The organism is Mucilaginibacter sp. dw_454 (genome assembly GCF_018449775.1).
In the GTDB taxonomy this organism is placed as follows: domain Bacteria; phylum Bacteroidota; class Bacteroidia; order Sphingobacteriales; family Sphingobacteriaceae; genus Mucilaginibacter.
The window spans coordinates 37,258-63,503 of the sequence record NZ_JAAVVB010000008.1; the positions used below are offsets into that span (position 1 = coordinate 37,258).

Sequence of the window (26,246 nt, forward strand, 5' to 3'; positions counted from 1 at the left end):
GCCTAATGATTAGTATACCAATCGACCGCTATTTTTAAACCTGCAGCAATGGAAAATAGTGGCTTATACCCTATCAGAATTTCGGCTTTTTGTATGTTTGCCAAACTATGTTTAACGTCACCTTTACGTTCGTCTTTATAGGTGGGCTTAAAACTGGTTGCCGTAACTTTGCTTATTTGATCCCAAAGTTGATTAAGTGTTGTACGTTCGCCAAATGCAATATTTATAACCTCGTCGCGGAACAAATCATTAAACAACATTGCCTTGATATTAGCCTGAACAGCGTTTTCAACGAAGGTGAAATCGCGGCTGGTTTCTCCGTCGCCATTAATAACAGGGCCCTCGCCGTTAATAGCCGATTGTATGAATAAAGGTATAACTGCAGCATAAGCCCCATTGGGGTTTTGCCTTGGGCCAAAAACATTAAAATAACGCAAGCCTATAGTATGAAAATCATATGTTTTTGAAAACACCGATGCATACAGCTCATTTACATATTTAGTAACTGCGTATGGCGACAACGGATTACCAATCTGGTCTTCAATTTTGGGTAAGCCTGGATGGTCTCCATAGGTACTGGAACTTGCCGCGTAAATAAATCTTTCAACTTTGGCGTCTCTGGCCGCAACCAGCATATTTAAAAAACCGGTTATATTAACCTCATTCGTTGTTATTGGGTCATTAATAGATCTTGGTACAGAACCAAGGGCCGCCTGATGGCTAACATAATCAACGCCCTCAAGTGCTTTATGGCAAGTATCCAGATCCCTTATATCGCCTTCAAGCAGTTCAAAAGCAGGGTTATTAATAAAGCCTTCTATGTTTTTTTTACTGCCTGTAGAAAAATTATCTAAAATGCGAACTTTCCCAGCCCCGTACTTCAACAAATATTCAACAATATTCGACCCAATAAAGCCGGCCCCTCCTGTTATCAAAAAGGTCTTTTTACTGATATCTTTTAAATGATATTTAGTTTCGTACATACTATTTTCGTTCGTTATAATCTTGCGTCAGCAACGCCCTTTGGTAAAATTCCTTTCACATCATATACCACGCTATTGGTTTTACATAATGATGGAATATCAAGTTCTTTAAATTCGGTATGACCAACTGCCAGGATAACAGAATCGAATTTTTCACCACCGGCTAATTGTTTCACAGATGCCCAACCGTACTCGTGCTTAACTTCTTTAGGTTCGGCCCAGGGGTCATAGATAGAAATATTAACGCCGTAATCTTTTAGTGTATTTAATATATCAATAACCCTGGTGTTTCTCACATCAGGACAGTTTTCTTTAAAAGTTATACCTAACACCAAAATATTGGCATCCTTAACCGGTATATCTCTTTTTATCATCAGCTTCACAACTTCATGTGCTATATATTCGCCCATACCATCATTTAAGCGGCGGCCGGCTAATATAATTTCAGGGTGATATCCTACTTCCTGGGCTTTCTGCGCCAGGTAATACGGATCTACACCAATGCAATGCCCGCCAACCAGGCCTGGTTTAAATTTCAGGAAATTCCATTTAGTGCCTGCAGCTTGTAATACGTCATCTGTATCGATGTTTAGTTTATTGAATATTTTAGCAAGCTCATTGACGAAGGCAATGTTAATATCGCGCTGAGAGTTTTCAATTACTTTAGCGGCCTCTGCAACTTTAATAGACGTTGCCTTATGCGTACCAGCTGTAATAATTGATTTATAAAGTTGATCGATTTTTTCTGCAGATTCGGCTGTGGACCCTGAGGTTACTTTTAAAATTTTTGCAACGGTATGCTCTTTATCTCCAGGGTTGATACGTTCTGGCGAGTATCCGGCAAAAAAATCTGTGTTAAATTTCAAACCGGAAATTTTTTCCAAAACAGGCACACATTCATCTTCTGTAACGCCCGGATATACCGTCGATTCATAAATTACGATATCTCCCTTTTTTAAAACTTTGCCAACTGTTTCACTGGCTTTATATAATGGCGTTAAATCAGGGCGATTGTTTTTATCGACTGGTGTTGGAACCGTTATGATAAAAATATTGCAAGTCGTTAATTTTTGCAGTTGGTTGCTAAATATCAGTCCTGTTAAGCTGGTGTCTGTAGCAATTACTGCTTTAAGGTAATCTTCAGACACCTCAAACGTTCGATCATGTCCTGCACTCAATTCAGCTATACGGGTTTCGTTGATATCAAATCCAACCACAGCATATTTTTTCGCAAACTCAACCGCTAAAGGTAAACCAACATACCCTAGCCCTATAACGGCAATTTTTAAATTTTCAGTTGTTTTAAAATCCATATTAGTTAGCCTTGCTGCGTTTGCTTTTCTTTAGTTTAGACAGAAAACCTTTCTTTGGTTTCTCCTCGATATAATAGCCTCCGGTATATCCGTAACCGTATCCATAACCGTATCCATAACCATACCCGTAACCATAACCAGAACTGTAGTCAATAGCATTAAAAACGATACTAAGATTGGGGAACTTATTATTTCTATACAAATCATCAATCAAATAAAGCTGATTCTTTAAAGTATAATTATGCCTGATTATAAAAGCGGTAGCATGAGCAAATTTCCCAAGTATTTGAGCGTCTGTAACCAGGCCTATCGGCGGCGCATCAATAATTATATAGTCAAACTCTTTCTTTAAATCGTTTATCAGAACGTCAATCCTTCCGTTTAGCAATAACTCGGCTGGATTAGGCGGGATAGGCCCACTAGGAATAATATAATAACCAGCCTGCTGCGGCACTTCTTTTAATATGTCGCCATAACTACATGCACCAACCAAATAATTTGATAAACCTTTACTATTATCAACATTTATTGCAAAGTGAAGCTTAGGTTTTCTAAGGTCGAGCTCTAAAATCACCACTTTTTTTGCTGACATGGCTAAGCTGGCTCCTAAATTAAGAGAGATAAAAGATTTGCCCTCGCCGCTGACGCTTGACGTAAATAGTAAAATTTTACTGGTTTCGCCCGCTCCATAAAATTGCAGGTTAGTACGAAACGCTCTTACTTGCTCAGCAATCATAGAGCGTGGTTTTTCAACTACAATTAATTGATCAGATTCTGTTGAATGTCCAATTTCAGCTATTACGGGTGCTTTGGTTATCTTATCTATATCTTCTCTTTTAGTAATCCTATTATTTAAAATCCCTTTTACATAAATGATAGTAAAGGGTATAATCAAACCCAAAGCAAAAAAGATGGCCATAGTTATAGGCACAACTGGCTTAATTGGATTTGGAGTACTGCGCGCCGTGTCAACGGTACGGCTATCTGCCAAATTTGACGCCAATGCCATTTCTTGCTCTTCGCGTTTTTGAAGCAAGAAGGTAAACAGTGTATTTTTGATATCCTGCTGACGCATCACGTCTAACAACCCGCGTTCTTTTGATGGAACTTGCCCAATTATTGAATCGAATTTGCTGTTTTTTGATTCCAATTGTTGTTTGGTAACCAATAAAGCAGCTCTAAGGTTCTGCACAGATTGATTAATAGACGCTTTAAGAGAAGTAATTTGATCATTAAATGAATGGATAATGGGATTTGTTTCCGGAACGGTTTGCAATAAGCTAATACGCTTAAGCTCAATTTCTGCTAATTGATTAACCGATGCCAGCAATGTAGGGTCCTCTATACCCATCATAGAAGGCATTCTGGTTTCTCCGCGACCCGGGTCATTGGCAAATTTAACCAAATTGTCAAGTACACTTAATTGAATATTCAGTTTACCTAATTCAGTATCATTTTGCTGAACGCCTTGGATAAAGGCTTGAGATTGTGCACTTATATCTGCAATCTTATTGGTTGATTTATAGCTTTCTACTTTATTTTCTGCAGCGCCCAACTCATCGGCCAACTTTTTAAGTCTTTCTTCTATAAATGATAATGTACTTGCAGTAACTTTATTTTTATCCTCGACAGAAGCGCTATTGTATTCCCTGATCAGCGTGTTTAAAATATCTGCTCCGCGTTTTGGAATAGCGTCCTGATACGTAATAATCAAAACTGTACCTTCTTTACTTACCGGTACTATACTTAATATTTTGCTGTATTCTTGAAAAGAACTGGCAAGGTTATTAAATTTTATAATTATTTGTTTGTTATAAAAATTAGCCGGAATGTGGTTTGACGTAATAACGATCAACCCCACTTCTGATTGAAAAGGCTGGTTCACGGATACCTTTTTTCCACCAATCTCAACCTCAGTGTCAGTTAAAGGGACAATTGTCAAATCCTCAGTGAACGAAAGCGAATTGGGTCTTATTAATTGAATCCTAAAAGGCAATGATTCATATATCGGATACCTCCTGGCGCTTCCTTTTATAAAATAAGAAATATCTAATCCTAAATCTTTTACAACCTTATCAAATAAAGTGTAAGATTTTAAAATCTCAATTTCGTTATCTATTATTTTGTTTGATGAAAATAAGTCTAAGCTTTTTAGAATATTGTCGCTCGCGTCATTTGTATTGCCTTTGTCCTGTTTAATCAAAAGGTCTGATTCTATTTGATATAATGGGGTAGTGGTTTTTATATACAAATAACCCAACGTTAGCAAAACTATCATTGATAATACAAACCACTTCCAATAATAGATATACCGAAAAAAAAGCTCTCTAACGTCTACTTTTTTCTCTTCTAAACCTACTAATTTATCTATGTCTTCAGTCATTCGTGCTATTAATGTTTTGAGTAATAAAGTGCAATTACCAGTACTGAAATTGCACTTAATGCTATTGGTATTATTCTAAAAGCTATTGATGCCTGCTCTGTGCGATCTTTGCTTGGCTCTATATACACTACATCATTAGCATGTAAATAATAATAGGGCGAGTTGTATACTTCTCTGGTAGAGAGATCTACATGACCAAACACTTTTTTTCCGTCTACATCCCTAATTACAAGAATATTATCTCTGCGTCCAAAGGGCGTTAAATCACCGGCGATACTTAAAGCTTCAGGAAGTGTTATACGTTCATTAGGAATTACATAAACTGAAGGCTTTGTAACTTCTCCTATCACTGAAATTTTATAATTCAGAAACCTGACGTTGACAGTAGGTTCTTTAAGGTAAATTTTGAGTCGATTTTTTATAGTATCCCTGGCAGTTGATGTAGTTAAGCCCGCTACTTTAATTGCACCAATCAAAGGCAACTCCACTATACCGGCCGAATCAACCAAAAAACCGGATGCGTTTGTTGCCGTTTGCACCCCGTTAGACAGGCCGCCAGAACCACCACCCGCCAAGTTATCGGCACCAACCGGAACACTTGAAAAAGGGTTAAAAAAACTGCTTGCAGCAGGATTTAGTGAACCTACAGTTATAGACAAAATATCACCTTGTTGTATTTTAGGGACATAGGCTTGTGCAACATTCATGGTATCATGTCCGCCTATATTTTTTTGGAAATACGTTATGCGTTTTTGAGTAACACAAGATGTAAGGAAGGCACCAACTATTAGATAAAAAAATAGATTTATGGGTAGTATTTTTTTCATTTCAGCGCAGGGCTTCTTTTTATGCGACCGTAAAAGTACTCTTTTTTTCCAAAACTATCGCTTTCGTACGATTTAAGTTAAACATGTTACAACTTTTAACAGCAACTTAATATTAAATTTTTATCCACGTATTTACTATGAATTTCTGTGTTTTCAGATTGCCTTTACGATTCACTTTTCCCTTATTACTTCGCCATTCCATAAACAGTAAGTTGTATTGTCCTTTATCAAAGTCGAACGTTACTCCGTCATCTTCAAACAATTCGGCTGGCACCGGATTGCTTCCATAGACATAGCATGTAATCTCAAATTTTGTAGCTGCATCAACATGTTCTATGGGTTTGGCCATTGGTAAAATAGTGCCTTGTTTGATGAAGATGGGTATCTGTTCCAGGCCGGTTTCTATCGTATAGGTTTGGCCGCCTGTGTATAACTTATTGGTGTTATAATCATACCAATTGCCTTTAGGCAAATACACCCTTCTTGATGATGCACTATCGGCCAGCGGCGCGGCCAATACATTATCACCAATCATATATTCGTCCCAAACGTCGTAGGTTGCTTTGTCTTCAGGATAATCAGTTACCAATGCTCTGAATGGCGGTACACCCTCCCGGTTGTATTTGGCAAATGCCGTATATAAGTATGGGATGAAGCTCATTCTGAAATTAAGCAGCGCGCGTATATGAGCCTCGGCTTCTTTGGCGTTAGGTAGCATTTCGCCGCGGTTATTCTTGTCCCTGTCATATTGTAACCATGGCGGGCTTTTCAGATACCAGCTATTAAACACGGTTTGTGCCGATAAAATAGCTGTCTGGGTACGGCGGCAAAGCTCTGTTACCGACGATGATTCCCTTACCTCTGGCGACCAAAGCAAGCCCGAGAACCCAGCATTACTGATCATCCGGATATACTCTTTATGCACATAAGTGTCACTATATAAGGCCACCGGGTATGACGAGGCAAACCCGTTTAACGACCGGATATTAAAGAACGACCGCTTGTTGGATCGTTTGTAGTTGCCATACATGGTCTGAAAGTACAGTGTCCCAAACTGCTGGTGCATCTGCTCTCCATCTATACCCGACGGGAACTGTGACAGCTCCGGGAAGGCCCAGGTTGCGTCGCCGGTGGCCAGGTTAGAGTTATCGCACTCATCCATTTTGAAGGCAGCTATGCCTTTGTCTACGAAGGTTTGCTGGTGATAATCTGCAAAGATCTTGGGGGCTACCTTACCTGCAAAGTCGGGCACCAGGCCGTTCCATACTTTGTAGTCACCCGCGGCATTAGCTAGTGCACCGTAAATTGGCGAGGCGGGTGACGTATAAGCATGTTCCCATAAGTTCAGTTTGATACCCTGGGCCTTCATCTTATCAATCAACTCCTGCGGAGCAGGGAAGTACTCAGAACTCCAAACGTACGAGCATGAGTAAGCCGCCGTTTGCCATTTAGGCTCCAGGCCAAATACATCAACCGGGATATGGTTATCACGGAAGTAGTTCGCCATCTTGTAAACGTCCGCCTGTTTACTATCGGCTTTCATTCGATATTGTACACCCAGGCCCCACATAGCCGGCAATGCGCCGCCACCGGCAAACAGGTTGTAGCGCTGCAAAGCATTCTTTAGCGTCGGGCCATTAAAGATGAACACATCGCCACCCTTAGCGCCGGGGATGTCCACGATCACCTCGCCCGATTGTTTATTCGAGTTCTTATACAAATCCTCGACCGACTGCCCGTTACCATTACCGGCACCTGTATTAACATTGACATTGCCTTTTACCTGCTTATGCGTACCGCAGTAAAAAGTAGTGTAGCGGGATGTATTGATAAAGATACCATAGCCTTTGGTTGATAGATAAAAGGTAGTTGGCGCATGGGTATAACCCAAATCATTCAGCGGGTTATCATTCACTATGGGGCGCCTGCGCAGGCCGCGCTGCCTGAACGAGTTCATCTGTAGGCCAAACCCGTATAACTCTTCGTCGTTTCCTAACGGGATATGCACCACCGCCCCCCTGGCGTTAAGCTCGACACGGATAGCTTTGGGGTCGATACCTGCTTCGGTGGCAGGCAACTGATTCATAGCTTCAACTTTAGGCTTCTCTTGCAGCAGGTTATAGGGCGAGAACTGGTCAGCCTCACCAACGGTTACCCGCGTAACGCCGGGTGCCATTTCTTTGATTTGCTGGGCGTTTGCCGTTATAGCAAACAAGGTTATAACGGCTATGATCTGCAACGACAACTTATGGTTCATGATTATGCAATTGGGGCCGTAAGTTACGCCGAATGGTGCAATAAACAAATTGATGCGGTCCAGGCTACTGTTTCAACCGGGTAAGGGCAGCTCTGTTCTGTTTCACGTGGGTGTGAAACAGTTGAAATAAGCAACAAAGAAATTTACTCCAAAGACCTGACAATCAAAAATTTGACGATTTAAATTGAAACAGAATGAAACAGTAAAAATGACTTATAAGTGTTTTTTTGTTTCACGTAATGGGTTGGATAGCTCTCCCCCATCACGTCATCGTGAGCGAGGTACGAGCGTGACGATCTATAGCCTCTTGCAATCTATCGTGTAGAGATTGCCACGCTACGCTCGCAATGACGTGGTGGTGAGCGTTACAGGAAAGTTTACTTCTTCAAACTCTTCCAGATAATATCAAAAACATCTGTAGGCTGCACTTTACTTTCCGCATCGTCAGTGATCAGTATCGCTTTATATTCATCAGGGATATTGGTGCGGCCATGCGAGCCTTTAATCAGCGTAGCGTCCAGCGGAATCACGTCCATTACATACCTGAAACCGGCCAGTTTACGCGCCAGTTTGTACGCCGCACGGGCTTTTGAGGTCATGAACATTTCAACCGGATCGTAACCCGGTTTTTTGTGGATATCTACGCAACGGGCATAATCGGGCGCTACAGCATCGTCCAACCAAAAATAATAAGTGAACCAGCTTTGCGCATCGGCCACAACAATTATGTCGCCGGCGCGCTCATGGTCTACGTGGTATTTTTTTTGTGCTTCGCGATCTAATACCAGTTCAATACCTTTTACATTTTTTAGCAATGCGCTTACCTTTTCAGTTACCGAGGGGTCATTGATATAAATATGCGCAATTTGGTGATCGGCCACCACGAATGCTTTCGACGCACCCGCATCTAACAGTTCCAGTCCACGCTCTACACGGATTTGTAGTAAACCATTCTCGCGGAACAGCCTGTTTAGATGGATTGGGTTGCTTACCGGCGCAATACCGTACTCAGACAAAATAATGATTTCGGCACCTTTCTTTTGGTAAAAGGTTACCAGTTGCTCAACCACCTGGTCAATCTCCGTCAGCTCTTTACTGATCTTCGAAAAATCAGGTCCGAATTTTTGCAGGCAATAATCCAGGTGCGGCAGGTAAATGGTAGTCAATGTCGGGTTATAAAGATCATCATTCAACATCGATGCATCGGCTATCCACTGCGTCGATTTGATGTTAGCCCCTGGCCCCCAGAATTGAAACAGCGGAAACTGGCCCAACTTCTCCTGCAAGGTATCTCTTAGTTCGGCAGGTTCCGAATAACAATCGGGCATTTTACGGCCATCAGCCAGGTATTGCGGGCGGGGCGTTACCGAATAATCCGCAGTCGAATACATATTATACCACCAAAACATATTGGCACTGGTAAATGATGGATCTTCTTTTTTCCCTTTGTCCCAGATCTTGTCGCCATTAACCAGCTTGTTTGATTGTTTCCAGAACTTCACTTCCGAATCAACCCTGTCATACCAGCCATTGCCTACAATGCCATTATCAACCGGCCATTTACCGGTTAAGTAAGTCGATTGTACCGAAGTAGTAACCGCAGGCAGCACCGGCTCAATGGTGGTGATGTGCCTGTCGGCAATATATTTTTGTAAGAACGGCGTATGCTCGCCAATTACCGATTTTGATAAGCCGACAACATCTATAACAACCGTTTTCTTCATGATGATTTGATTTTTATAATTGATCTTTAACCCAGTTCAACTCGCGGGCAATGGAATCATTAATAGGCAATTTCTTAGCGTCGGGCAATACACCCCAGGTATAGGTTTCTACCTCCAGGTGATTGGTAAAACCTGACTTTTTCTGGATTTCCAACACTTTAATAATATCAGATTGGGTTGATTGCACCAGCCCGTATTCTTCTGTAAATATCGGCACATGAAAATGCGCGCGCCAATGTTCTACCAGCGGATTATCAATGTCGCTCAAAGCTTCCGGCAGATCCGGGTATCGGATAAATTTGCCATTCACCTTTTTAGCAACCACCTGGTGCAGGTAGGTCGACTCGTCAAAGCGGGCAAAAGCATCTCTTATACCGTCACGCTCATCGACATCCTGAGGCAACACGGCTTTCAGCGCAGCGCTAATCTGGATCTTGCCTACTTCAATGCCTTTTTCGGCCAATTTATCTATAACGTCCTGATGCTGTTCGTAGCCTATAGCAAAATGGCAAACGTCATAACACAAAGTAATATGTTGTTTAATCAGGTTCTCGGCTTCGTCCTCATCCACATCAAACTGTTTGGCAATGATGCTTCGGCCCATGGGCAAAAGCGCTTGCTCATACCAGGCAATAAACTCTTCGCCGGTTTCCAAAATACCATCAGGCTCAGGTTCTATGTCCAGGTGCATGATGACACCGGTTTCTCGGTATTTTTTAATCAGCGCGCCGGCTACCAGTAAAATATTGTGTGTGGCAATGCTGGTAGCTTCCTGTAATTCGTCAGCAGTGGTATACCAATGGCGATAACTTAATGGCGATGTAGAGATACCGCCATCCATACCTTTTGGTAATAGTTGAAACAAAATGCGGAACATCCGCTGGGTATAATCCACGCGCAGTTTAGTCGTCCAATCGGGCGCATGCACCTGGTCCTTCACTGCTGTATGGTGAAATTCGCCGTAAGGGAAACCATTCATGGTGAAGACATAAGCGTCGTTATCGGTTAGCCACTGTTTAAACTCGGTAAGGTTGCTAAATTGATCAAGCTCAACACTGGCAACATTAGATAACCGCAGACCGATCCCCATCGGTGCATCGGGCGATAATTGCTTTTTTATCCCCGGGAAATTCTGCTTCAACGCAGCAAAATGCGACGGCCAGTTTTCGCCGGGATGAATATTGGTACAGTAAGTTAAATGTCCGGTCGATGTTTGCATAGGTACTCTTGGTTTCGTTGCTTTTATGGCGATAACTCACCCGGTCGTCGCTTCGCTCGACCACCCTCTCTTCGCCTTCGGCGGAAAGAGGGTTATTTTCTTTTTCATCACCCTCTTTCCCGCTTGCGGAAGAGAGGGTCGACCATCCGCCGTTAGGCGGAGTAGTCGGGGTGAGTCGACGGCGCTTAATTTGTTATCTCCCTCTCCTTTGGAGAGGGCCGGAGAGAGGTCACGCGCTTATTGCCGCATGCTCACTCTTCAATATTTCGCCTGCTTTTTTTACCAGCAATGGGTTAATTTCGTGCACCTCTTCGCCTACGCCAATCTGCTCCAACAGCATAATGGTTAGCTCACCGCCAAGATGTTCACGGAACTCCTGCAAGCCTATCAATATCGGGCTATCATCGCCGGTAACTTCCAGCAATGGGTGTGTAATCTCAAACCCTATTTTCTTGATCAGATTAACCACCCGGTTAGCATCTTCGGTCGAGATTCTTCCCGAAAGACTTGAATACACTGTATCCAGCGCAATACCCATAGCCACTGCCTCGCCGTGTAATACTTTAAAATTGGTTAACTGCTCCAGTTTATGCGCACTCCAATGCCCAAAATCCAACGGACGGGATGAGCCTTTTTCAAACGGATCCAGACCGGCAATATGGTTCAGGTGCAGCTCGGCGCAACGCTTAATCAGGTATTTCATGGTCGGCATGTCGCGGGCCACCAGGGCATCGGCGTTTTGTTCCAACCATTCAAAAAATCCGGCATCTTTAATTAATGATACTTTGATGGCTTCGGCAATACCTGATCGGTAATCGCGGTCGCTTAGTGTCAATAAAAACTGATCGTCATTAAACACCGCTACCGGAGGTACGAACGTCCCCAGGAAATTCTTTTTGCCGAAATAGTTGATACTATTCTTTACTCCCACGCCCGAGTCGTTTTGCGACAGTACGGTAGTTGGAATGCGGATATGCTTTACACCCCGATGCGCAACTGCCGAAGCATAGCCCACCATATCTAATATTGAACCGCCGCCTATAGCAGCCACATAACTGTGGCGGTCGATCTTGTATTGATTGATGATTTCCAGCACGCGGCTAAAATAGCTTTCGTCATTTTTAATGATTTCGCCACCCGGCATCGCGATAATCTCCGGGATCAATTGCGCAGCTTTATGAATGGCAAAGTAGCGGCGTATTTTATCAGCAAGCTCGGGCTTTGCCTTCAACACGTCCTGATCTACTACAAACAGGATCTTTTTTATCGATGCTGATGTTGAATCTGCTTCAATAAAATCATTGAACCCTATATTAGATAAATCAAAAAGACCCGAGGTAAAAAAGGTCTTGTACTCAAACCTCACACTAAACGACTGCTGTAAATATTCCATATCAAAAAGCGAATATCTAAAACATTAATTTAATATGAGTTACCTAACTAAAATTTGACGGAAATATTGAGGTAGGATTAGAGGGGGATTAGGGTACGGATGATTAACAACACCACTAAATCGTCAATTTGCGAATCCCTTGGTTATTAATCGCTCGTATAGCGCTCATGGCCGCTAAGGCCTAGTTCTTTTTCCTTAGATGAAAAAGAACCAAAAAATCAAGTCAGCAAAAACCTTCCCCCCACAGGCCAGACTCCCAGGCCCGGTTTGCTGACAGGCCATTGCGCGCTTTTTTGATTCACACAGTTGCAGTAGCTTCAATAGAATGAAAACGTCAGACGCAGAGCTTCAGGTGAAGACGGTAAAACGATGGTGGGCCGTGCGGCTGCAGGGCTGTTGGGAATGTTGCCTGAAGCGCCGGCCCATGTGCGACAATAGGCGGCAACAGGCCCCTGCCCAGGTTTTATCGGCTTGCAGCGCAAAGGCCATGAGCGCAAAGAAGCCTTGCGGGTGACTTGATTTTTGGTTACTTTTCATCAAGGAAAAGTAACAGCCTTAGCGGCAATTGAGCGCTAGACGAGCGATAAGTAGATTGCTCGCTACTTAAAACGAAAAGCGAATGCTCTACGTAACCGCAAACCACTTAGCAAACCGCATAGACACCGGCAGTAAGCAAGCAATAAACACCGCGGCCCACATCGCACCAAAAGCTGCGGCCCAGGCGGCATCCATCAAGATTAACGAGATAACACCGGCTTTAACCGCTTTGCCAATATTAGGGCCGATAGGATCTTTGATTGCGTTGGCCAATGGGCGATAGATCATCCAGATAAAAGGCAGCAAAAACAAAAATGCTTCTGATTTACCATTTGCCATGGCAAAATAAGAAATGGCGCAAATCACGATAGCATAAAGCACGCCGCCGATATACAGGTTGCGTTTATTACCGCCATGCACCTCGCCCTGGCTAATCATGGTGATGGAGAATATGTAGATGATGGGCACTATGGCCAAATAATAAAAATCCATCAGCATCGGCACCGAAATACTAATACCCAACAGCAGGTTCAGTCCGCGGCACAACCCCATATTTAACGGGCCGACAAAAGCATAGTGCTTACTCACTTTATTATACAATAACGCCGCAAAGGCGATAGCCACAGCCAACGCACCGGCATGATTACTATAAGAGAATGCAAAGCCAATACCCCAAAGCAATAGGACGATGCCTAGCAAAGTGGCTTCGCGTAAACTCACCGCTCCGCTGGGGATGGCGCGTTCGGGGCGTTCTACTTTGTCCAACTCGGCATCAAAAACATCGTTAAACACAATGCCGCCGCCGTAAAGTCCGATAGTTGAAAGGCAAAGCAATGCCACCGGATAAAAGCTATTAGCGTTAAACGTCAGGTGATAAAAATAACCGGCTATGGCAACGCCTGCCAGCACATCGGCAACCGAAGTGACGATATTGGCCGGACGCATCAGCCTTAAATAAACGGTTAATTTACCTGCCATGTGTTTAGCTTATAATGATAGATGATTTATCAACGCGTGGCTGCTGGCCACCACGTAAAATAGTATTGCCTTCAAATTTTTGGCTTTGGTCTATAGTGCCGCCTACATTAGCAAAATCAGCCTCATCGATTTGTCCGCTTTGCGCGAAGGCCGTAATGGCGTTGCGATAAGTGATCAGCTCGATATCGGCATCACTGATACCGCGGATCTTCATCAGCGCAGCGGTCTTTGGTACGGCCAGCGGATCGCTGATCCCCCAGTCGGCAGCCGAATTAACCATAATGCGCTCTGATCCGTATTGTTTGGCAATCTCTACCATGCGCTCATTACCCATTTTGGTGAATGGATAGATGGTAAAAGCCGCCCAGAAGCCACGATCCAGCACATCTTTCACCGTCTCCTCATTATTATGGTCGACGATGACTTTATATGGGTCAAGGCCATGCTCTAAAGCAATGTCCATGCTGCGTTTGGTGCCGCCTTTTTTATCGCGGTGCGGGGTATGGATCTGTACCGGCAAGCCAGATTCTTTAGCCAGTTCCAATTGCAGGCGGTAATATTTTTCCTCGGCAGGGGTTTGGTCATCAAAACCAATCTCGCCTATGCCTACTACACCTTCTTTGTATACAAACAGCGGCAAAAGTTCCATTACCTGTTCGGCCAAAGCTTCATTATTTGCTTCGCGACTGTTGAGACCGATGGTGCAATAATGCTTAATGCCAAACTGCGAAGAGCGGAAACGCTCCCAGCCTACCAAACTGCTATAATAATCGCGGAAGCTATCAATCCCCGTACGCGGCTGACCCAGCCAAAAAGCAGGCTCTATCAGCGCTACTACACCGGCATCGGCCATGGCCTGGTAATCGTCGGTAGTGCGCGACGTCATGTGCACGTGCGGGTCAAAAAACTTCATGCCTTTAATGCCATCCAGGCTAACGGCCGGCGAAAGCGGCTCGTTCTTTACTTCTTCAAATGAATGGGTACAACACATATCTTTCTCTATTTTTAGCCGAGTATAGTATCCCAGCTCAGGTTCTTATTTTCTATAACTTTTTCAAGCTCGGGATATTTAGTTAATAACGTTTTAGCCGGTGCGTAGTTTGAGGCGATGATGGCCAGCGCAGCAGCACGGCGGTCAGTTAGTTTGCCGTCATCAAACAGGCGTTGAATATCTGCAAACAACTTATCATCAATAAACGGACCAACCAGTCGCCACATGTTCGGGTTTAACTCGCGCCCCGCGGCCCAGCGCTCATGCGCGTAATCGCTGATGACGTAGGCCAGATCTTTATTGGCACGGGCATCGATGCCTGTTATTTTGCCAATCTCTTTATCAGTAAAAAATGCTTTCAACACCAATTGGTTCCACGCAGCCTGATCCAAATTTTGCGATGGATAAGGATTGTTATACATGATAGCCTCTAACACAGTCGCGATATTACTGCGGATGCCTTCAGAGCAGCGTTTGATCCAAAGCTCATGATGCGATAACAGTGGTAGGCTTGAATACAAGGCCACTTGCTCGCCCATCTCCGCAGCCAGGAACAGGTTTTCTATCTTGCGGAAATATTCTTCTTTGTTAGAGCTGTCCAGGTTCATCAACAGGTAGGCGCGGCCCAGATGATCAACCGTCCAGTCATCAACAGAAAAACCCGGAATAGCCTGACTGATAGCAGTACTTTGTTCTGTAGTAATATTCAATGGTGCCTTACCGGTTTTGCGCGGCAATAGCATAAAGGCATTATTAAGCGGGCGGTCCTCCTCAATCCAGCTAAAAACTTCTGGCGAAGTGTTGGCCTGCAGTATCTCTTTTAGGGTAGATTTAATGTCTCGCACGATGGTATTAAATATGAGAGATATGAACCACCACGATATAATCAATAATCAGGGCTGCCGAGATGATCAGCAAGCCAAAAAACTCACGCGTGTTTTCAATGAATGGCTTTTCGGCCTGCATGGTTTCAACCAGGCTGGGTTTGTTATACTTTACTATCCAATCGCGTACACCATCTTTTTCAAAGAAAAGTTTAACAGCATACACCAGGTAAAAACCGGTTAAGAACCCGTAAACTTTGGGGTAATACAGGCCAAAGCAAGCCAAACCGCAGCAAGCGGCAACCGCTACATAAATCGGCACCCAAAGGTACCAGTCTATATCGTTCAAGTTTAAATAGGCAAACACCAGGAACGACAGGCAAAAGATCACGTTTATAATAATGAAGGCAATCATGGTCTTGAATTTTTTTAAAGATCTAATAGGTTTTATGGATGAGCCATGACGGCCATCACAATTTGTAAAATTACAGTACTAACGCGCAATTATACCAATAAAATGCAAGGCTTATGTAAAAAAGCAATTACGTGTGTTTGAACTTAAGACCGTGAGTTATTTCTTTCGGTTAACACGATATTTGGCGATCTTTTTTTGAACGTACTTTTGCCGGCGGTGCTCGGCCTCGGCAATGCTTTCGGTAGGGTCTCCTTCATCGTCAAAAATTTTAGGCACTGCTATGCGCTGCGAACTGTAAATGCCCGACTCGCCGCTAAACAAATAAGCAGTAAAACAAGCTACCGCGAAGAACAAAGCATACTCGCTGCCAAACAGTTCAATACCCATAAAGGTGCTGGCCAGCGGGGTATTGGTAGCTCCTGCAAATACAGCGATAAAGCCCAATGCTGCAAACAAACTTACCGGGGCATTCATTAAGGTAGACAGCGTATTACCTAAGGTCGAACCGATATAAAACAGAGGCGTAACCTCGCCACCTTTAAAGCCGACACCTAAAGTAAGCGTAGTGTAAATGGTTTTCCATAACCAGCTCATGGGGTGCGCGCCGCCTGCTTGAAAAGCCGACGATATCGTAACCGCCCCGGGATAAGGCGCTCTAACACCCAAACCCAAATAATCAGGCTTGCCAATGATTAAGGTTAAACCGATAACTATCAATCCACCCAAAAAAGGGATTAGCCATTTTGTGGCTATAAAGCGATTAAATATGGTTTTAACACCATGTACCGACTCGGCGAATAAATAGCTGGTTAGCCCAAATGCAATAGAAGCCACAATCACCTTGGCCAGCAGCACCACATCCAAAGGCAAATAGGCAGATAACACATTATGACCCGCAGGCACAATAGCAATATGATAAGTTTCGTGATGTACGCCCCATGCCAGTACGGTAACGTCGCCAACAATAGCGGCAACCAGGCAAGGTATTAACGCCGTGTATTGTATCCGACCGATAGTCAACACCTCCATAGCGAAGATGGCACCCGTTAAAGGCGTACCGAACACCGCACCGAAACCGGCGGCTATACCTGCGGTCAAAATTACACGGTTATCTTCGGGGCTTAGTTTAAACCATTTACTAAACATCTGCGCCAGGCTGCCCCCAATTTGTACTGCGGTGCCTTCGCGCCCAACGGAGCCGCCAAATAGTTGGGTAACTACCGTTGTAATCAAAATTAGCGGAGCCATTGCCTTTGGAACACCACCGCCGGGGTTGTGGATCTCGTCCATAATCAGGTTATTACCTCCGGCAGATTTTGAGCCCCACCACTTGTAGGCAAAATATATGGCGATACCGGCCAATGGCAAGAAATAATAGATGTATTGATGCCCGAACCGAAAGTTAATAGCCAGGTTAAGCAGCCACAAAAACAGCGTGATCATACAACCAATTACAAAAGCAATGGGTAGGGTAATTGACGTCCAGCGGATTAAATGCTTAAGGGTAAGGAACTGGGAAGATTTAAAAAGTTGATTTTTCATATTATATCCTACAAAAAGTTAAACGCAGCAGCTTTTAACTGCCAGTGATTCAGTTTTTGTAGGCGCCATCAGTCTGCCGGAAGGCAGACGGTTTTGATACGGAAGACACCATTTCCGTTTTAATACAAGCCAAAAATAATTATAAAAACCAATAAGGCGCTTTTTTTGCAGGTAAAAATTTTGCTGTCAAATTCAGACCGACAGCAATGCCCTTTTTTGCCGGCCCCGCAAACAATATTCTATTTGGTTTTTGGCACTTTTACCGGCTCTGGTATGTAATACTGTTTAACCAGCTTGGCAACTTTATGGCGTATATGGGTTGATATATTCTTTACCCACTTTAAATTGTAAGTGCCGTTTTCTTTTTTTAAAACCTCAAAGTAGTCGGCCAGATCGCCATTGATCTCGCTTGGGTTAGCTTTTTCTATTTCTTTAATTGCCTTGTTAAAGGCATCCATTTTACCTGCCATTATTTCTTTCTTAAAAATTCGGTACGTAATACAATGCTCATTCCGTCAATCTTGCAATCTACCTCTTCGTCATTATCCGTAAGGCGGATTTTTTTAACCGTAGTGCCTTGTTTAATGGTGGTACCACCACCTTTTACCTTAAGGCTTTTGATAACCGTTACCGAGTCGCCATCATGCAATTGGTTACCGTTGCTATCCTTTACTATTAATTCGTCCATTGTTGTTATTTCGGCGCAAGTTACAAACTTATAATCAGACAGGCTGACAACTACAAGCATATCCCCCATATTGAGGTCGCGGGGCAGTTTCTGGATGCTTTGTTGTGGTAGATGTAAGAAAAATATTGTCATTGCTGAGCGTAGCGTGGCAATCGCGAACTTTGCAGCGTGCGATTGCTTCGTCGTTCCTCCTCGCAATGACAAAAAGCTCTTACCTCACCACCTTCGCAATCGCTTTACCCCAAAACTCACCCAGCGCTACTGCACCTTTTGGATTTGGATGGAGGAAGAAAACACCCTGGCGGCCATTTTCGTGCTGCAAGTCGGTCTCCGCATTTTTCTTGAAATAATTAAAGGCTTTGGTATCGCCAACAAATACCTGCTTCGGATTGGTGGCTTTATAATCGGCTACCAGTTTGTCCATAGCCGGAATATAGGTTTGCAAGCGGGTTAAACCTTCCTGCAGATACATGGAACCATTGTAAGTATTGGGGCTATACCAGATAGGATGCTGAATGATCACCTTACTGCCCGGGAAATCTTTTAGTAGCTGGTCGATGATGATTTTCAGGTTAGTGCGGTAATCATCTACCGAAACCGGCGCACCGTGCGTGCCATGCATAGCGCTGTCATTAGTGCCAATTTTTATAGAGAACAATAGTTGCGCATTTTGATTGCCGAATGCTTTAGCTGCAGCCTCGGCATCTATAAATGCTTTAGTGCCGGGCAGCCAATCAAGCGTGGTGTAACCGCTGTGGCCCTGGTTAGAAAAATCGACTTTACCAAAACCGGCTTCGGCATGCAGATAGTTAGCGCAAATCACCGGCGGGGCCTGGGTATCCCTATCAGGCAAACCTGCCCCGTAAGTAATGCTATCGCCGATGAACACAATGTTAAGATCCTTTTTGTCTTTGAACAGGGTAAAACTGCTTAGCAGGATTGTGGCTATAAGCAGCAGGGATGCTTTGATTTTCATTAATGTTGGTGTAATTGGTGATGCAATATACGAAACCTGTTTGTCATTCCGAGCGGAGCGTGGCAATCGCACGCGTGCACCCGTTCTCCTTGCGATTGCCACGCTCCGCTCGCAATGACAGTACAACTTGAAACAAAAAAAGCCCCGCTAACGCGAGGCTCTTCTTAAATATCTATTCTTTACCAATTATTTGGTAACGTACAATACTTCTTTTACAGCTTTAATAACACGCTCCGGGTTTGGCAGGTACTCCTGGATCAATGTAGGTGCGTAAGGCAACGGAACGTCGCCACCCATAATGCGTAATATAGGTGCATCCAGATAATCAAACGCATCTTTTTGTACTTTGAAGGCAATCTCGGTAGCTATAGAGCCTAATGGCCAGCTTTCTTCAACCAATACTAAACGGTTAGTTTTTTTAACCGAATTGATCACGGTTTCATAATCGATAGGGCGCACGGTGCGCAGGTCGATCACTTCGGCGCTGATGCCTTCTTTCTCTAACTCTGCAGCGGCAGCGTTAACCACTTTCATGATCTTGCCAAAACCCACCAGGGTAACATCTGTACCTTGTTTGGTTACGGCAGCTTTACCTATCTCAATATAATATGTTTCTTCAGGAACAGGGCCTTTATCGCCATACATTAACTCCGACTCCATGAAAATAACCGGATCAGGATCTATGATAGCCGATTTTAATAAACCTTTTGCATCGGCTGGGTTTGATGGAACAACCACTTTTAAGCCCGGGCAGTTAGCATACCAATTTTCGAAACACTGGCTGTGCTGCGAGCTTAGCATACCTGCGTTACCGGTAGGGCCGCGGAATACAATAGGAACAGAAAACTGACCGCCACTCATTGACATGATCTTGGCAGCGCCATTAATCACCTGGTCTATAGCAACCAGCGAAAAGTTAAAAGTCATGAACTCAATAATTGGTTTCAAACCATTCATGGCCGAACCAATGCCGATACCGGCAAAACCTAACTCAGAGATTGGCGTATCAATAACGCGTTTTGCTCCAAACTCATCTAACATGCCCTGGCTAACTTTGTAGGCACCGTTATATTCGGCAACCTCTTCGCCCATCAGGTATATATTTTCGTCGGTACGCATCTCTTCTTGCATTGCTTCGCGAAGCGCTTCTCTGAATTGTATTTCTCTCATCGTATGTTTTTAATAAATGATGCTTTAGCAGGCGCAAATATAAGCACTAATGTGTGATTTGCAATTGTGCCCTTATGTAATGTTTTATGTTACAATTGGTCAACAAATTATGGCGTTACCTTCGGCCCAGTCCGCTATCGGGCGGATCATACTGCGCAGGCCTTATCCGCCTTTAGGCGGACGGTATCCGCTACAATCCTTAACGCGTAGATTCATCAGCACAACAAGCCTTTGTTTTTTAAACACAATAACCTAACTTCGGTTTACAAAACCTGATCATGACCAGACATTTCTTCAAAACTTTAGCGTTAGCCCTTTGCTTGTTAACTGCTTTTACAGCCAAGGCTCAAAGAGAAATTGTTCAAAGGGCGATTGATAAAATTGCGGCCATCAAAAATATCAGTTATAACGATTTAGAAAATGGTGTCGATTTTTTTGGTGGCGACATTCATTATAAAAGTCGTTTAAGTTTATACGGACAAAAGGACAACACTTTTCAAGCTTATTTAGTTGATGATCAACACGGCAACCACAAATTCAGGAACATTTTTGACGGGCAGAAGCGTTTAGATCTTGATTTTAAGGATAGCACTTATACCATTTCTGATCCGCAGAATAGATCATGGATATCTCCCTTACATGTGTTAGTATCAACCTTAAAAGAAGCGTTAGCTAAAAGTAGCTATGCGGTTACACAGATGACAGACAGCTCCCTTAATAAAACGCGCTGTTATCATATATTGGTTGCATCGGTCGACCCCGTAAAAAACACCTACTTCAGATATCATCTGTTTATCGCGAAAAACAATGATCTCATATTGGGTTACATAGAGGACAGTAGAGCAGAATTGTCGAAAGGAGGCCTGTCGCTGGGAATTGTCTCACAAAAGATCAGCCATGTTTTTTCTGACATTCATATTTTTTCAGACAATCAAAAAAGCCTGGTAACGCTAGATGTACCGCCGGGCTTTAAGCCCGAAAAAAAATTGCCCCTGCTTTCAAAAGGCACCATCGCTCCGCAATGGGCCTTAACCTCAACCGAAGGCAAGAAACTATCTCTGGCTGAATTAAAAGGTAAAGTCGTTTTAATGGAGTTTACTTTTAACGGATGCCCTGCTTGTATGCTGGCACTGCCGGTATTAGAGAAAATGCGCAAAAAATATGATGGCACCGATGTAGCAATAGTATCGGTAAACTTTTTGGACACCAGGGAAGCAGTGGCTAAGTTTATCAAAAACAATAAAGTAACAAGCCCAATTTATATCGATGGCAGGCCGTTGTCAAAAATATACCAGGTAAGCGCGGGTCCGTCGTTTTATTTGATCAACAAAAAAGGCGAAATTGACTGGACATCTGAAGGCTTTTTCGAAGACTTTGATAGTAAGGTGACAGCGAGTATTGAGGCGTTGCGATAACCAGCATCATAAGCGGTCTGCTTTAATCTGATTTTCGTTGTTTTGTCATCCTGAGCGAGAGCGAAGGATCTTATAAAAGCGACAAATAAACCTCAGGCAAATGGTACTACAATGCGTATAAGATTCTTCGCTGCCGCTCAGAATGACAATATAAAACAGAAAGAGCCCCGATATGATCGGGACTCTTCTCGTATAACGTTGGGAATAATTATTATCCTTTATGTTCGCCTTTTAACTTTGAAGCTATCTGTAAAGCGTTATAAGCATTTACAACACCGCCGGTTTTGCTCAGCGTGGTAAAATCAACTTTCTCGTCTTTGGTGCCTGGTTTAATTACCATAACACCGCTGGTAGGCGTTGCAGATTGCAGGATAACCTGTTTCAATTGTTTAGCGCTCAGGTTTGGATAATACTCCAACACCAAAGCAGCAATACCGGCAGTAATTGGCGATGCAAAGCTGGTACCATCAGCCGTGTTAAACTCGGCGTTCAAATCAATTGAAGTTACTTTTACGCCCGGTGCAAATACGTCAACATTCTTTTTACCGTAATTGCTGAAAGTAGCAGCAAGTGCTTCGTCAGGTTTAGCGCTTGAAGCACCAACTGAGATCACGTTATCGCCATCGGTTTGTGAACCATCTGCAAAAGTATCATTAGGATATGAAGGTTTTTCATCAACATTCTCGCCATCGTTACCTGCGGCCTGTACCAGTAGCACGTCATGGTCGGCAGCATATTTAAACGCAGCGTCAACCCATTCTTTATGCGGAGAGATCTTTTTACCGAAGCTCATGTTTACCACCCGGGCACCATGGTCAACCGCAAAACGGATAGCGTTTGAGATATCTTTATCGTACTCATCGCCATTAGGCACACCTTTAATGCTCATAATGCGCACATTGTCTGCCACGCCGTCAATACCGTAACCATTACCGCGGATAGCGCCAATTAAACCGGCCACGCCTGTACCGTGCGATGCATCGGCATTGGTCAGCACGTTGTTACCGTAAGGCTTGCCATCCTGTACATCAGGATTGTCGCCAACAATTTTTTGGCGGGCAGTCAGGTCCGGGTTAACATCATTATTCAACTTAGCCAGGTATTCGCTAAATTCTTTAATCACGTGGCTGTTATCGCCATCAACCTGTCCAAACATTTGCATCCAGATGCCTTTACTTTGTTGAACGGTGTCATTAGCCGTTGGCGAGATCTTAGCCAGGTCATCTTTAGTAAACGTTGCTGATGGTGTCAGTTTCAATTCTTTTTTGATGTAGCCGCTGGTAGCCATTAATGCATTCATCATCGGGCTTAATTGTTGCAGCTCGGTGCTTGATTTACCTACGGTAGCATCATGCGTTTCTTTAACTTTCAACCAATAAGCATATTCTTTTTCGCCACCTGCAGGGGCCGCCGTAACGCCTTCATACTTTGGTTTAAGGCGATTGTATTCGCGCACCTCTTCGGTAGTTTCGGTAAAATCAACCTTTCCGCCCGGGCCGCCCAGGAAATCCCAGCCATGCACGTCATCTACAAATCCGTCATGATCATCGTCTTTTCCGTTGTTTGGAATCTCTTTAGGGTTTACCCAAAGGATGCTTTTTAAATCGGTTTGATTGGTATCAATACCGCTATCAATAGTAGCCACCAATACGGTTTTGCTTTTCTTACCTTTTACAAAGGTATAAGCATTATTCAGGCTGATGCCGTAATAGCCGTCGGCTTTCAGATCCATGATGTGCCAGTTTTTTGGCAGGTCGGCAACGGGTGCAGGTGCGGTTTGAGCCGATACGTTCAGGTTTAACAATAATGCGCCGGTTAACGCAGACCCAAACAGGTAATTCCGAAAATTATTCATGTATTTAAATTTTGTGTAAGATAATTAAAAAATAATTCACCCAAAGCAAGGTGAGGTTTAGAACGCTTAACCGGGGCAATTGTTACCAGCATTGCAAATTATACTTTGGCTGCCACACGTAACGTTATTGTTATCTGCAGGTAAACGTTTCTGGCGGCCGGCTACATCCGGGCGTTTAGTGCGTATATTTGTATGTATAACGAAAGGTAACACATCTTTAAAGGCAATATATCAGCTTACTCCCACTGCCTACAAACGCTTTTTATTCATAATCAGCGGGTTGCAAACAGCGATGTTAAAAATGTTTGTATGTTGAAAACTTAATTGCCTTATGGGTGCTTTTTACTGTAATTTAAACTCAGCTAAAGTTTAGCAGTCATATTAAAAAGTGATGGTTAAACCGTGTTCTTAAACTCTAATGAATGGAAGACGAATTTGAATTTGGTTTTACCGAGGACCCAAAATTTTCGGTAGAACGGTACGAGGAGATGATTAGAAATCACGACCAGTACTTTTTTGATGCCCAGGCGTTTGAGAACATTATCGATTACTACATCGAAAAAAACGACCCCGCCAAGGCCTTACAGGTAGCAGAATATGCTACCAATCAACATCCCTTTGCTGCTGTATTTTTAATTAAGCAGGCTCAGCTATTGGCCATTACCAATCGTACAGATGCGGCTTTTAATGCGCTCGATAAAGCGGCTATGCTCGAAGCTTCGGATGCGGATATTTATATTATTCGCGGTAATATGTTTGAAAGCATGGAGCGTTTTGCCGAGGCTTTAGAGAACTACGAAAAAGCCCTGGAGCTTGCCGAAGAAACCGACGAGATATTATTGCACATAGCCTACGTTTACCAAAATATGGGCGACTATGAAACATCCATTACTTACCTGAAGCTTTGCTTACAGCAAAACATGGAAAACCAGGACGCCCTGTACGAACTGGCTTTTTGCTATGACGTGTTGGACAATCAGGCAGAAAGCGTACAGTTTTATCAGCAATATATTGATAATGAGCCTTACAGCTACGCCGCCTGGTATAACCTGGGTAACGCATTCACCAAGCTTGGCCTGTTTGAAAAAGCGATTGATGCTTACGATTATGCCATCCTGATCAAGGATAGCTTTGCATCGGCCTACTTTAATAAAGGCAACGCACTGGTTAATTTGGAAAAATATGCCGAAGCTATTGAGGTTTACCGCCACACTTTCGAGTATGAGCAACCCAATGCCGATACCTATTGCGCCATTGGCGAGTGCTACGAGAAGTTGGAGCAGATGGATGATGCCCGCGCTTTCTACAAAAAATCAGTTAAAATGGACCCTAAGCTGGCCGATGCCTGGTTTGGTATTGGCGTAACACTTGATTTTGAAGAACGTTATTTTGAAGCTTTACACTTTTACAAAAAAGCCCTGGATATAGACGCACTCAATGCCGACTACTGGTTTGCCATTGCCGACGCCGAGTATAAACTGGGCCACATGAAAGAAGCCGAAGACGCGTATGAAAAAGTGGTTGAGTTAAATCCTTTGGATATTGATGCCTGGCTGGACTACTCATCAATCTTGTACGAGGATAAACGCCTGGTAGGCGCTATCGAAATCATATCAGAAGCTATTAAGAACAATCCGGAAGCGGCAGAGCTTTATTACCGTATGGTAGCCTACTTGTTTGCCAAAGGCGAATACAACGAGGCGTTAAACTACCTGGAGCTTGCGCTGGGCAGCGATCCTGAAAAACATTACATTTTGTTTGATTACTTACCGCAACTACAAGAAAACAAAGTGATACTGGATATCATCAACCGATATTCGAAGTAATATTAAGCTAGTATTAAAAAAGCTAAAACGTTTACCGTTTTAGCTTTTTTTTTAAGACTTTTACAGCCGTTTACTACCCCCTCGTTTTTATTTATGAATTACACCATCAACAATCTTCCCGAGCGCACGCAAAAACCACGCGATAAAGGCATCACCATGGTAATGGATAAGGGCCTTAGCTTAAGGCAGGTGGAAGATTTTCTAGAAGTTGCAGGCACATATACAGATATTGTGAAGCTGGGCTGGGCAACATCATACGTTACACCTAATCTCGATCAAAAAATAAAAATGTACCAGGACGCCGGTATCCCGGTTTATTTTGGAGGAACTTTGTTTGAGGCGATGATCGTGCGAGACCAGTTTGATGACTACCGCCGCATTTTAGATAAATACAACCTGCAACACGCCGAAGTATCGGACGGATCAATAACTATCGACCATGCCGAAAAGTGTGAATACATTACTAAGCTGGCTAAACAGGTTACCGTAATATCAGAAGTTGGATCAAAGGACGTGCAGAAGATCTTTGCGCCTTATAAATGGATACAACTGATGAAAGCCGAGTTAGAGGCCGGTTCATGGAAAGTTATTGCCGAGGCCCGCGAGAGCGGCAACGTAGGCATTTATCGCGATTCTGGAGAGGTAAGACAAGGTTTGGTGGATGAGATCTTAACACAAATACCCGAAGGCAGCATTATCTGGGAGGCACCGCAAAAAGCGCAGCAGGTTTGGTTCATCAAATTGATAGGCGCCAACGTAAGCCTGGGCAATATTGCCCCTGCCGATACTATCCCCCTGGAAACTTTAAGATTGGGTATCCGCAGTGATACATTTGATCACTTTTTGGGATTGTAAATGATTAGATTGTCATTGCGAGCGTAGCGTGGCAATCGCAGGGAGAAAAGTACAGCATCACCGGAGCGCGTGCGA

Annotated in this window: 21 protein-coding genes and 1 riboswitch; of the genes, 3 read left to right on the top strand and 18 right to left on the bottom strand. The window is 43.5% G+C overall.

Annotated elements, in window-relative coordinates; all coding sequences use genetic code 11:
• Nucleotides 1–2 precede the first annotated feature (2 nt).
• The 17 genes from HB679_RS19315 to HB679_RS19395 form a co-directional block, all read right to left on the bottom strand.
• Nucleotides 3–983, bottom strand: a complete 981-nt coding sequence (locus HB679_RS19315; protein ID WP_214073673.1) for an SDR family oxidoreductase — start codon at nt 981–983, stop codon at nt 3–5.
• A 14-nt stretch (nt 984–997) separates the two neighbouring features.
• The gene (locus tag HB679_RS19320) at nt 998–2,296 is read right to left on the bottom strand and encodes a nucleotide sugar dehydrogenase (protein WP_214073674.1); all 1,299 of its coding nucleotides are present in this window, start codon (nt 2,294–2,296) and stop codon (nt 998–1,000) included.
• A 1-nt stretch (nt 2,297) separates the two neighbouring features.
• Nucleotides 2,298–4,679: a polysaccharide biosynthesis tyrosine autokinase gene (locus HB679_RS19325; RefSeq protein WP_214073675.1), complete on the bottom strand. Its 2,382-nt coding sequence runs from the start codon at nt 4,677–4,679 to the stop codon at nt 2,298–2,300.
• An 8-nt stretch (nt 4,680–4,687) separates the two neighbouring features.
• Nucleotides 4,688–5,506: a polysaccharide biosynthesis/export family protein gene (locus HB679_RS19330; protein ID WP_214073676.1), complete on the bottom strand. Its 819-nt coding sequence runs from the start codon at nt 5,504–5,506 to the stop codon at nt 4,688–4,690.
• Nucleotides 5,507–5,618: 112 nt separating this feature from the next.
• Complete coding sequence (locus HB679_RS19335) at nt 5,619–7,763, bottom strand: TIM-barrel domain-containing protein (RefSeq protein WP_214073677.1); 2,145 nt, start codon at nt 7,761–7,763, stop codon at nt 5,619–5,621.
• Nucleotides 7,764–8,140: 377 nt separating this feature from the next.
• A complete protein-coding gene (locus tag HB679_RS19340) occupies nt 8,141–9,487 on the bottom strand; it encodes a nucleotide pyrophosphatase/phosphodiesterase family protein (protein ID WP_214073678.1) in 1,347 nt (448 codons plus the stop codon).
• A gap of 13 nt (nt 9,488–9,500) precedes the next feature.
• Nucleotides 9,501–10,706, bottom strand: a complete 1,206-nt coding sequence (gene eboE / locus HB679_RS19345) for a metabolite traffic protein EboE (protein WP_214073679.1) — start codon at nt 10,704–10,706, stop codon at nt 9,501–9,503.
• Between the two features lie 229 nt (nt 10,707–10,935).
• A complete protein-coding gene (locus HB679_RS19350) occupies nt 10,936–12,099 on the bottom strand; it encodes a 3-dehydroquinate synthase (protein ID WP_214073680.1) in 1,164 nt (387 codons plus the stop codon).
• A 624-nt stretch (nt 12,100–12,723) separates the two neighbouring features.
• Nucleotides 12,724–13,614, bottom strand: a complete 891-nt coding sequence (eboC, locus tag HB679_RS19355; protein ID WP_214073681.1) for a UbiA-like protein EboC — start codon at nt 13,612–13,614, stop codon at nt 12,724–12,726.
• A 4-nt stretch (nt 13,615–13,618) separates the two neighbouring features.
• Nucleotides 13,619–14,605 (bottom strand): TatD family hydrolase, encoded by a 987-nt coding sequence (locus HB679_RS19360; protein WP_214073682.1) that lies wholly within the window; start codon nt 14,603–14,605, stop codon nt 13,619–13,621.
• Nucleotides 14,606–14,619: 14 nt separating this feature from the next.
• Entirely contained in the window at nt 14,620–15,450 is an 831-nt protein-coding gene (locus tag HB679_RS19365) for an EboA domain-containing protein (protein ID WP_214073683.1), read from the bottom strand.
• A 7-nt stretch (nt 15,451–15,457) separates the two neighbouring features.
• Nucleotides 15,458–15,844, bottom strand: a complete 387-nt coding sequence (locus HB679_RS19370) for a transmembrane 220 family protein (RefSeq protein ID WP_218625336.1) — start codon at nt 15,842–15,844, stop codon at nt 15,458–15,460.
• A gap of 156 nt (nt 15,845–16,000) precedes the next feature.
• Nucleotides 16,001–17,386 carry a voltage-gated chloride channel family protein gene (locus tag HB679_RS19375; RefSeq protein ID WP_214073684.1) on the bottom strand — a complete coding sequence of 462 codons (1,386 nt, stop codon included), beginning with the start codon at nt 17,384–17,386 and terminating at the stop codon, nt 16,001–16,003.
• Between the two features lie 52 nt (nt 17,387–17,438).
• Nucleotides 17,439–17,511: riboswitch (Fluoride riboswitch) on the bottom strand.
• 114 nt (nt 17,512–17,625) lie between these two features.
• Entirely contained in the window at nt 17,626–17,856 is a 231-nt protein-coding gene (locus HB679_RS19380) for a hypothetical protein (RefSeq protein WP_214073685.1), read from the bottom strand.
• Complete coding sequence (locus HB679_RS19385; RefSeq protein WP_255547668.1) at nt 17,856–18,206, bottom strand: zinc ribbon domain-containing protein YjdM; 351 nt, start codon at nt 18,204–18,206, stop codon at nt 17,856–17,858. The genes HB679_RS19380 and HB679_RS19385 overlap by 1 nt, the downstream gene beginning before the upstream one ends.
• Nucleotides 18,207–18,285: 79 nt before the next feature.
• On the bottom strand, nt 18,286–19,050 hold the full coding sequence (locus HB679_RS19390; protein ID WP_214073686.1) for a GDSL-type esterase/lipase family protein: 765 nt from the start codon (nt 19,048–19,050) through the stop codon (nt 18,286–18,288).
• A 186-nt stretch (nt 19,051–19,236) separates the two neighbouring features.
• Nucleotides 19,237–20,220 carry a pyruvate dehydrogenase complex E1 component subunit beta gene (locus HB679_RS19395; protein WP_214073687.1) on the bottom strand — a complete coding sequence of 328 codons (984 nt, stop codon included), beginning with the start codon at nt 20,218–20,220 and terminating at the stop codon, nt 19,237–19,239.
• A gap of 278 nt (nt 20,221–20,498) precedes the next feature.
• Here HB679_RS19395 and HB679_RS19400 point away from each other — a divergent pair, with 278 nt between their 5' ends.
• Nucleotides 20,499–21,635: a TlpA disulfide reductase family protein gene (locus HB679_RS19400; protein WP_214073688.1), complete on the top strand. Its 1,137-nt coding sequence runs from the start codon at nt 20,499–20,501 to the stop codon at nt 21,633–21,635.
• A 211-nt stretch (nt 21,636–21,846) separates the two neighbouring features.
• Here the strand turns inward: HB679_RS19400 and HB679_RS19405 are convergent, their stop codons facing one another.
• Nucleotides 21,847–23,490: a S8 family serine peptidase gene (locus HB679_RS19405; RefSeq protein ID WP_214073689.1), complete on the bottom strand. Its 1,644-nt coding sequence runs from the start codon at nt 23,488–23,490 to the stop codon at nt 21,847–21,849.
• A gap of 422 nt (nt 23,491–23,912) precedes the next feature.
• On the opposite strand from HB679_RS19405, the gene HB679_RS19410 reads away from it, so the two are divergent.
• Together HB679_RS19410 and HB679_RS19415 are read left to right on the top strand one after the other, a co-directional pair.
• Nucleotides 23,913–25,316 carry a tetratricopeptide repeat protein gene (locus tag HB679_RS19410; protein ID WP_214073690.1) on the top strand — a complete coding sequence of 468 codons (1,404 nt, stop codon included), beginning with the start codon at nt 23,913–23,915 and terminating at the stop codon, nt 25,314–25,316.
• Nucleotides 25,317–25,409: 93 nt separating this feature from the next.
• Complete coding sequence (locus HB679_RS19415; protein WP_214073691.1) at nt 25,410–26,171, top strand: phosphosulfolactate synthase; 762 nt, start codon at nt 25,410–25,412, stop codon at nt 26,169–26,171.
• The last annotated feature ends 75 nt before the right edge of the window (nt 26,172–26,246 follow it).